Genomic DNA, 8,485 nt, shown 5'->3' with positions numbered 1-8,485 from the left:
CGCGAAAGCGGTCTGTCAGCCAACATCAATGTTGAATGACAGACCGCTTTCGCGAGCAAGCCCGCTCCCACATTGGTTTTTCGATTTCCTCGGGAGAGAGGCATGCGCGACTACAAGTGGCTGAACGAGTACTGCCTGAACCGCTTCGGTTCGGCGGCGGAACTGCAAGCCCATCTGCCCGTTCCAAAGACCCCGGCGCAATTGCGCGACATCACTGACGACCGCTACCTGTCGACCATGGCCCTGCGGGTGTTCCGTGCCGGGCTCAAGCACAGTCTGGTGGACGCCAAGTGGCCGGCGTTCGAAGAGGTGTTCTTCAGGTTCGACCCGGAAAAAGTCGTGCTGATGAGCGCCGAACATTTGGAGCGGCTGATGCAGGACGCGCGGATCATCCGCCACCTGGGCAAGCTCAAGAGCGTGCCGCGCAATGCGCAGTTCGTGCTGGACGTGGCCCACGAGAAGGGCAGCTTCGGCGCGCTGATCGCCGACTGGCCGGTAACCGATATCGTCGGGCTCTGGACCTTCCTGAAAAAGCGCGGTTCCCAGTTGGGTGGCCTGTCGGCGCCGCGCTTCCTGCGCATGGTCGGCAAGGACACCTTTGTGCCGAGCTACGACGTGGTTGCCGCACTCAATGCCCAGAACATCATCGACAAGGTGCCGAGCAGCCTGCGCGACCTGGCGTTGGTGCAGGATGTGTTCAACCAGTGGCATGAAGAAAGCGGTGGGCGGGCGATGAGCCAGATCTCCATGATGCTGGCCTATACCGCCAATCATTGAGACCGTGTCGTCCCCTTCGCGAGCAAGCCCGCTCCCACATTGGATCTGTGTCGCTCACAGATCCAATGTGGGAGCGGGCTTGCTCGCGAAGAGGCCATGTCAGGCGACAGAGATCTCGCCTTCCCCAGCCAATTTGCGATTCAATTGATACCGCCACCGCACATACAGCAGCGCCGAGCAGAACACCGCCAGGCTAGCGCCCATCTCCAGCAACCCGAACACCTGCCGATTCGGGTCATACGCCGCCAGTGCGCCCTTGATGAAATACAGGTTCACCACAAAACACATCCACGAATGCCCCCGCGGGCTGCCGACGATCATGCCCGGCGCCAACAGCAGCAGCGGTACCAGTTCGATCAGCAGAATCACCCAGGGCCGGGCGCCGTGCAGATCCGCGACCAGCAGGTAGTAGATGCACAGCAGCCCCGCCAGGCCGAAAAAACACAGCAGGCTGATCACGCGCATGGCCCGCACTCGGGGTTCGAGCCATTGGATGGCGGGCAGGATCTTCGGCTTCTTGGCCACCCTCAGCCCTCCAGTTTCTGCGCGGTCTTGGCCAGGCGCATGCCCAGTGCGCGGCACAGCGCCACTTCGTGGGCATCCAGACCGCTTTTGCCATCAGCGCCGGCGTGATGGCTGGCGCCATAAGGGGTGCCGCCGCCCTGGGTTTCCAGCAATGCCGACTCGCTGTACGGCAGGCCGGTGATCAGCATCCCGTGGTGCAGCAACGGCAGCATCATCGACAGCAAGGTGGTTTCCTGGCCGCCGTGCAGGCTCGCCGTGGAGGTGAACACGCCCGCCGGTTTGCCCACCAGGGCACCGGTCAGCCACAGGTTGCTGGTGCCGTCCAGGAAGTACTTGAGCGGCGCCGCCATGTTGCCGAAGCGGGTCGGGCTGCCCAAGGCCAGGCCTGCGCAGTGCTTCAGATCGTCGAGGCTGGCGTAGAGCGCGCCTTCGTCCGGAATATCCGGGGCCACGGCTTCGCACTCGGTGGAAATCGCCGGCACCGTGCGCAGTCGCGCTTCGAGCCCGGCCTGTTCCACGCCCCGGGCAATCTGCCGGGCCATCTCGTTGGTCGAGCCGCTGCGGCTGTAATACAGCACCAGAATGTAGGGTGCACTCACGGCAGCAACTCCAGGATCTGCTCCGGTGGACGGCCGATGACGGCTTTGTCGCCCACAGCCAGAATCGGTCGCTCCATGAGTTTCGGGTGAGCCGCGATGGCCGCGATCAATTGAGCTTCGCTGAGGCGGGTGTCGGCCAGATTCAAGGTCTTGTATTCGTCTTCGCCGGTGCGCAGCAATTCCCGCGCGCCAATGCCCAGCTTGGTCAGCAGGCTCTGGATTTGCGCGGCGTCCAGCGGGGTTTCCAGATAGCGCACCACGGTCGGGGTCAGGCCGCGGGCTTCAAGCAGTTCGAGCGCGCCGCGGGATTTCGAGCAGCGCGGGTTGTGATAAAGCGTCAGATCGGTCATGAGCGGGTCGCACTTTGGGTAAGGTGGCGGCTATTCTAACTGTGCAACGCGTAATCCAGAACCTTGGGAGGCAATGGGTCGCGGCAGTATTCTTTTTTCGACAAGGATCACGACATGGCAAGGCGACTGGCAGCGGCATTGGCGATCATCGGGGCGTTGATGCTGGCGGGGTGCGGTAACGACTACGGTATCGATCAGAACGGCCAGAAGGTCGACGCCGGTCGTCTGGACAAACAATGGCTGGTGCTCAACTACTGGGCCGAATGGTGCGGCCCGTGCCGCACCGAGATTCCGGAATTGAACCACCTGGCCGATCAGCTCAAGGACAAGAAGATCGGTGTGTTCGGGGTCAACTTCGACAACGTGCAGGGCCAGGAGCTCAAAGGCGCCGCCGAGAAGCTCGGCATCCAATTCACCGTGCTGGCGCAGGACCCGTCGGAAATTTTCGAACTGCCACGCAGCGAGGCATTGCCGGTGACCTACATCATCGACAACAAGGGCAAGGTGCGGGAACAGTTGATGGGCGAGCAGACGGCGGCGGGAGTCATGGCGAAGCTCGAGGCGTTGCAGGCCAGGAATTGAATCGTTGGCCGGTCCTTTAGGAGCAGGGCTTGCCCGCGATAGCGATCTTGTGGACGCCATCGCCAGCAAGCTGTGCTCCTACAGAAACAGGGGGATTGCTCCAGACGATCACTGAAGGGCGATCAACCCTCCTCGAGCCACCAGCGCAGCGGCTTGCCTTCGGCGGGCCAGAAGCGCATTTGCTCGATTGGCGAAACGTCCCAGCGCTGCACGTTTTCCAGGGCCTGCAGGAAGCGGTTTTCCTGTTCCATCAACGCCGGTGCGCAGAGCTTGCGGGTGCTGCCGATCTTGCCGAAGGTCAGCTTGTCGCCTTCGAGGGTGTAGGGCGCAAACCAGTGGTTGCAGCCGCCGTTGCCGTAGGCACGACCGTCTTCACCCAGGGTGATGGTCAGATGACTGTAATCCATCAGCGGGCGTTCGCCGATCCACTCCAGAATGTAGCTGCGGTTCTGTTGCAATTGCACCGGTTCAGCGGCGCAGCCCATCAGGCCGGCGCCCATCATCGCAGCCAGAGCAAGGCGTTTCATTACGCTGGCTCCTGGCATTTCGGGCAAAGGTGTTTCTCGCCGACCGACTTCCAGCCCAATTCGGCAATCCGCGCGGTGGCAGCAGGCTTTTCGGCCTTGTTGCCCAGCTTGGCGTCGACCGCGAACTCGAAATCGAGCACCTTGGCGCAGCTGTCGCAGTTCACTTTCCAGGTGTGGATCGCCAGTTCGCCGAACACCGGGCCACTGGCCACCGCGACCCATTGCCCGGGCGGGTTGATCAGGTGGCGAACCGTTTCGACGGTCAGGCGCATGGACAGGTCCTTGGCACCTTTGAGGGTCACGACCAGCACGTCATTGTTGCGAATCGAACCGCCGTTGCCGGTGACTTGATAACGCCCCGGCACCAGGGCGCGGCATTCGGTGAGGGTGTGTTGCGGGTTCATCAGGCTGTAGCGGAAATCGTGTTCGACCATGGGTCCTCCAAATATGCGCGATATGCTAGCACGGGCATACGCGCAGCATGGTGCGGGCATGTGACCTTCGATCAGGTTCAACTGACGGGGCCAGTCATGGCACACTGCCGCTTTTGCAGGGTCAGGGAAGGCACATGGCGTTAATCGAGTGTTTCGAGTGCAAGCAAAGCATCAGTTCAATGGCGCCCGCTTGCATCCATTGCGGTGCGCCCACCGGGGTCATGCTGGTGGCAACGCCCACGCAACTTCAGCAAACGCCGCTTTACTTCGGGCAGTCAAGCACTGGGCAGAGCGTGCCTCGGGCCGCGATTGGGCCAACCAGCATTGATGAGGCACCGCTCTCCTTCGGCCGCCTACCCACTGACGAGCGCGTGCCACGGGCCTTGCCTGAGGTAACGGTCAAGGAGCAGGCGGCGCTGTCCTTCGAGCCTTTGCCGACAAAAAAGAGTGCCTCACGGGCCACGCCTGCGGCGTTTCGACGTCGAAACAAGGTCGAGGCCCCGGTTGCCACACCCGCAGGACCACGCCCGGTGGAACTCTGGCTGAAAATCATGGTGTTTTTGCTGCCGCCGTTTTTTGTCTGGTTCCTGCTGCGTCCGGGCCATTCGAACATGCAGCGCTTGATCGGCTTCGGCTGGCTGGGGTTGATGATCGCCTTGTCCAGGGCCTGAACCGCTCAGCCCTCGACCTGATTCTGCACGCTACCGGCGGCCCATGCGGCGATGTTCTGCAAGGTCGTCGCGGCAATCGCGCCCAGTGCCTCGCGCGTCAGGAAGGCCTGGTGCGCGGTGACGATCACGTTGGGAAAGGTCAGCAGGCGCGCCAGCACATCGTCCTGCAGCGGCAGGTCGGAACGGTCCTCGAAGAACAGTTGTGCCTCCTCTTCATACACGTCCAGCCCCAGGTAACCCAATTGACCGTCCTTCAAGGCGTCGATCAGCGCGGGCGTGTCCACCAGCCCGCCACGTCCGGTGTTGATCAACATGGCACCGGGTTGCATGTGCGCCAGCGATTGACGATTGATCAGGTGTTTGCTCTGTTCGTTGAGCGGGCAGTGCAGGCTGATGATCTGCGATTCGGCCAGCAGTTGCGGCAAGCTCAGATAACGCGCACCCAACGCCTCGACCTGCGGGTTGGGGTAGGGGTCATAGGCCAGCAGTTGGCAGCCGAAACCGTTCATGATCCTGGCGAAGGTGGCGCCTATCTGCCCGGTGCCGACCACACCGACGGTCTTGCCCACCAGATCGAAACCGGTCAGCCCATGCAGGGTGAAATCGCCTTCGCGGGTGCGGTTGTAAGCGCGGTGCAAGCGCCGGTTCAGCGCCAGGATCAACGCCACCGCGTGCTCGGCCACGGCGTGGGGCGAGTAGGCCGGTACGCGCACAACCGTCAGCCCCAGGCGTTTCGCCGCAGCGAGATCGACATGGTTGTAACCGGCCGAGCGCAGGGCAATCAGACGCGTGCCACCGGTGGCCAGACGTTCGAGCACCGGGGCGCCGAGGTCGTCATTGATGAAGGCGCACACCACCTCGTGATGCTCGGCCAGGGTTGCTGTGTCCAGGCTCAATCGCGCAGCCTGGAAATGCAGCTCGATGTCGGGCGGCAGGTCGGCGGCCAGAAAACTGTCGCTGTCGTAGGTCTGGCTGCTGAAAAGAATCGTACGCATGCGGTTCTCCTTGTTTTCACACCGACATTAGCTCGTCCAACTACCTACGTTTTTGCGCCACATCAAGCATTGATCCGCGCCTGTGCCGCCAGGCGATTGATCGCGCGGTCGAGTTCTTCAAGCGCAGCGACGGCTTTCGGGTCCTGTTGCTTGAGCAAGGTTTCGCTGCGCTGGCAGGCGGCGCGCAATTGCGGTACGCCGCAATAACGGGTGGCGCCATGCAGGCGATGGACTCGTTCGATCAGGGCGTTATGGTCATGGCTTTCCCGAGCCTGGCGGATGGCTTCGCGGTCGGCCTCGAGCGATGCCAGCAGCATCGCCAGCATGTCCGCGGCCAGATCGGCCTTGCCGGCGGCCAGGCGCAAACCTTCTTCGTGATCGAGCACCTGCAACTCAAAGCCACTGGCTTGGGTGTCGCCCGGGCGCTCAGGGCTCTGGTTGCGCAGCGCCAGTCCGCTCCACTTCAACACCACCTGCGCCAGCTGCCGCTCGCTGATGGGTTTGGTCAGGTAGTCATCCATGCCGCTTTGCAACAGTGCGCGTTTCTCGTTGGCCATGGCGTGGGCGGTGAGGGCGACGATCGGCAGCGGCGTGCCATGGCGTTCACTTTCCCACTGACGGATCGCCTCGGTGCTCTGACGCCCGTCCATGCCGGGCATCTGCACATCCATCAGCACCAGATCGAAGGTCTCGCTCTGCACCGCGCGCACGGCGGCGTATCCACTTTCCACGGCCAGCACTTTGGCACCCATGTCTTCGAGCAGGGTTTGCACCAGCAACAGGTTGGCCGGGTTGTCGTCGACGCACAGTACCTTCGGTGCGCGGCTGGAAACCGGCTCGCCGGGCTCGCTGCGCAGCTGGCGCGGGTTGACCAGATCCGACAGCGCCCGCCGTAGCTTGCGCGTGCACGCCGGCTTGGCCTGGAGTTGGCTGTGGGGGTTGGGCACCGAGAGGTGGAACAGCGTCTGTTCCGTGGTCGGGCACAGCACCAGCACCTTGCAGCCCAGGTGTTCGAGGTCCCAGATGTACTGGTTCAGGCGCTCCGGTGGCATGTCGTTGCTGGTGACGCCGAGCACCGCCAGATCGATCGCCTGATCGGTCTGGTGAGCGGCAGTCACGCCATTGGTCAGGCTTTCCAGATTGCTGAACGGGGTGACCATCAGGCCGCAGTCTTCCAGTTGATGCTGCAAGGCCTGACGGGCCAGTTCGTGGTTTTCCAGCACCGCCACCCGGCGCCCGGACAGCGGTGGGCCGGGCAGGTCTTCGGCATCGTCGCGGGTTTTCGGCAGGCTCAGACTGATCCAGAACTCCGAGCCTTCCCCTGGCGTGCTGTCGACGCCGATCTCACCGCCCATCTGCTCGATCAGGCGCTTGGAAATCACAAGCCCCAGGCCGGTGCCGCCCGGTTGCCGCGACAGCGAATTGTCAGCCTGGCTGAAGGCCTGGAACAGCGCACGCACGTCCTGGTTCGACAGGCCGATGCCGGTGTCCTGGATGCTGATGCGCAGTTGCACGCTGTCCTCGTGCTCTTCTTCGAGCATGGCTCGGGCGACGATGGTGCCTTCGCGGGTGAACTTGATCGCGTTGCTGACCAGGTTGGTGAGGATCTGTTTGAGTCGCAGCGGATCGCCCACCAGCGACAGTGGCGTGTCGCGATAGACCAGGCTCACCAGTTCCAGCTGTTTGGCGTGGGCGGCGGGGGCGAGGATGGTCAGGGTGTCCTGCAACAGGTCGCGCAGGTTGAACGGAATGTGGTCGAGCACCAGTTTGCCGGCCTCGATCTTGGAGAAGTCGAGGATCTCATTGATGATGCCCAGCAGGCTGTCGGCGGACTTTTCGATGGTGCCCAGATAATCGAGTTGCCGCGGGGTCAGCTCGCTCTTTTGCAGCAGGTGGGTGAAGCCGAGAATGCCATTGAGCGGGGTGCGGATTTCGTGGCTCATGTTGGCCAGGAACTCGGACTTGATCCGGCTGGCTTCCAGAGCTTCCTTGCGCGCCAGATCGAGCTCGATGTTCTGGATCTCGATGGTTTCCAGGTTCTGACGCACGTCTTCGGTGGCCTGGTCGATGCTGTGCTGCAATTCTTCCTGGGCATTCTGCAGGGTGCCGGCCATGCGGTTGATGCCGGACGCCAGTTCATCCAGCTCCTGGCTGCCAAGCGGCGGCAGGCGGGTTTCCAGATGGCCATCCTTGAGTTGGGAAACGGCCTGCTTGATCTGGTCCAACGGCCGGTTGATCGTGCGGCCCATGCGCAGGGCCAGCAACGCCGCACCTCCCAGGCCGGCGATGATCATCATGAAGCTGGCGAACAGACTGCGGTAGCCGCGCAGCAGCATGCCGCTGTGGGACAGTTCGAGTTCGACCCAGCCCAGCAGCCGGTCGGTTTCCTCGGGAATCACATCACCGGAGAGGTTGCGGTGTTTGCCGAAAACCGGCAGCAGATAACGGGTCGCGTCATTGCCGCTGCGACTGAGCATCCGCGAGGCATCCCCCAGCGGCGCCTGATTGAGCATCAAGGGCCCGGCGTGGGCCAGCAGCGAGCGGTCCGGCGCCAGGAACGTCACGGCGCGTACGTCCGGTTGTTCCAGGGATTCGGTGGCGATGCGCTCCAGCAGTTCGGTGTTCCTGTGGCCCATGGCGGGCGCCACCAGCGGTGCCAGTTGCTCGGCGATCATCTGCCCGCGCTTCATGAGTTGGGCGTGCAGATCCGATTGCTGCATCCAGGTGAAATAACCGCCCAGCACCAACGCCATCAGGCTGGTCGGCAACAGGGTCAGCAACAGCACGCGGCCTTTAATTCCCAGTTTCGTGAGCACGCCTCTCTCCTGCATCCCGCTATTCATAGACCCGCACATGCATCCGGCACGCACCACTTGCGCAGTGTAGCGATTTGCAGGCAGGCAATCTTCGTAAAAATTGATGACGTCATTCATCGCTCAGGCCAGGGCTTTCGCACCGCGTTCGGCGCCTCGACTTGTTCCTGACCGTTCAATCTTGAATAATCATCAACTGAGAATTATTTGCA

At 62.5% G+C, this 8,485-nt stretch carries 10 protein-coding genes; 3 read left to right on the top strand and 7 right to left on the bottom strand.

Annotated elements, in window-relative coordinates; all coding sequences use genetic code 11:
* Positions 1-102 precede the first annotated feature (102 nt).
* Complete coding sequence (locus B0W55_RS16270; RefSeq protein WP_077046955.1) at positions 103-777, top strand: DNA-3-methyladenine glycosylase I; 675 nt, start codon at positions 103-105, stop codon at positions 775-777.
* A 99-nt stretch (positions 778-876) separates the two neighbouring features.
* Here B0W55_RS16270 and B0W55_RS16265 read toward each other — a convergent pair whose 3' ends face one another.
* Genes B0W55_RS16265 through arsC form a run of 3 tightly spaced genes read right to left on the bottom strand, consistent with a single transcriptional unit; the run spans position 877 to position 2,251 of the window.
* Positions 877-1,302 carry a DUF2069 domain-containing protein gene (locus B0W55_RS16265; protein WP_077046954.1) on the bottom strand — a complete coding sequence of 142 codons (426 nt, stop codon included), beginning with the start codon at positions 1,300-1,302 and terminating at the stop codon, positions 877-879.
* A gap of 2 nt (positions 1,303-1,304) precedes the next feature.
* A complete protein-coding gene (wrbA, locus tag B0W55_RS16260; protein ID WP_077046953.1) occupies positions 1,305-1,901 on the bottom strand; it encodes an NAD(P)H:quinone oxidoreductase in 597 nt (198 codons plus the stop codon).
* On the bottom strand, positions 1,898-2,251 hold the full coding sequence (gene arsC, locus B0W55_RS16255; RefSeq protein ID WP_077046952.1) for an arsenate reductase (glutaredoxin): 354 nt from the start codon (positions 2,249-2,251) through the stop codon (positions 1,898-1,900). Before arsC ends, wrbA begins: the two co-directional genes overlap by 4 nt.
* Before the next feature lie 114 nt (positions 2,252-2,365).
* On the opposite strand from arsC, the gene B0W55_RS16250 reads away from it, so the two are divergent.
* Complete coding sequence (locus B0W55_RS16250; RefSeq protein WP_077046951.1) at positions 2,366-2,833, top strand: TlpA disulfide reductase family protein; 468 nt, start codon at positions 2,366-2,368, stop codon at positions 2,831-2,833.
* Positions 2,834-2,955: 122 nt separating this feature from the next.
* Here the strand turns inward: B0W55_RS16250 and B0W55_RS16245 are convergent, their stop codons facing one another.
* Entirely contained in the window at positions 2,956-3,360 is a 405-nt protein-coding gene (locus tag B0W55_RS16245; RefSeq protein ID WP_077046950.1) for an META domain-containing protein, read from the bottom strand.
* Complete coding sequence (locus tag B0W55_RS16240; RefSeq protein ID WP_077046949.1) at positions 3,360-3,794, bottom strand: hypothetical protein; 435 nt, start codon at positions 3,792-3,794, stop codon at positions 3,360-3,362. The genes B0W55_RS16245 and B0W55_RS16240 overlap by 1 nt, the downstream gene beginning before the upstream one ends.
* A gap of 134 nt (positions 3,795-3,928) precedes the next feature.
* Between B0W55_RS16240 and B0W55_RS16235 the strand changes: the two genes are divergently transcribed.
* Positions 3,929-4,465, top strand: coding sequence for a hypothetical protein (locus B0W55_RS16235; protein ID WP_077046948.1), 537 nt, complete (start codon positions 3,929-3,931; stop codon positions 4,463-4,465).
* Positions 4,466-4,470: 5 nt separating this feature from the next.
* Here the strand turns inward: B0W55_RS16235 and B0W55_RS16230 are convergent, their stop codons facing one another.
* On the bottom strand, positions 4,471-5,460 hold the full coding sequence (locus B0W55_RS16230) for a 2-hydroxyacid dehydrogenase (RefSeq protein WP_077046947.1): 990 nt from the start codon (positions 5,458-5,460) through the stop codon (positions 4,471-4,473).
* 62 nt (positions 5,461-5,522) lie between these two features.
* A complete protein-coding gene (locus tag B0W55_RS16225) occupies positions 5,523-8,276 on the bottom strand; it encodes a response regulator (protein ID WP_077046946.1) in 2,754 nt (917 codons plus the stop codon).
* Positions 8,277-8,485 lie beyond the last annotated feature (209 nt).

This window comes from Pseudomonas sp. KK4, from assembly GCF_001984065.1.
In the GTDB taxonomy this organism is placed as follows: Bacteria; Pseudomonadota; Gammaproteobacteria; order Pseudomonadales; family Pseudomonadaceae; genus Aquipseudomonas.
This window is presented reverse-complemented; position numbering and strand designations above follow the sequence as displayed.

Coding starts and splice junctions, on each gene's coding strand:
- B0W55_RS16270 (WP_077046955.1), top strand. CDS start 103: ATGCGCGACTACAAGTGGCTGAACGAGTACTGCCTGAACCGCTTCGGT.
- arsC (WP_077046952.1), bottom strand. CDS start 2,251: ATGACCGATCTGACGCTTTATCACAACCCGCGCTGCTCGAAATCCCGC.
- B0W55_RS16250 (WP_077046951.1), top strand. CDS start 2,366: ATGGCAAGGCGACTGGCAGCGGCATTGGCGATCATCGGGGCGTTGATG.
- B0W55_RS16245 (WP_077046950.1), bottom strand. CDS start 3,360: ATGAAACGCCTTGCTCTGGCTGCGATGATGGGCGCCGGCCTGATGGGC.
- B0W55_RS16240 (WP_077046949.1), bottom strand. CDS start 3,794: ATGGTCGAACACGATTTCCGCTACAGCCTGATGAACCCGCAACACACC.
- B0W55_RS16235 (WP_077046948.1), top strand. CDS start 3,929: ATGGCGTTAATCGAGTGTTTCGAGTGCAAGCAAAGCATCAGTTCAATG.
- B0W55_RS16230 (WP_077046947.1), bottom strand. CDS start 5,460: ATGCGTACGATTCTTTTCAGCAGCCAGACCTACGACAGCGACAGTTTT.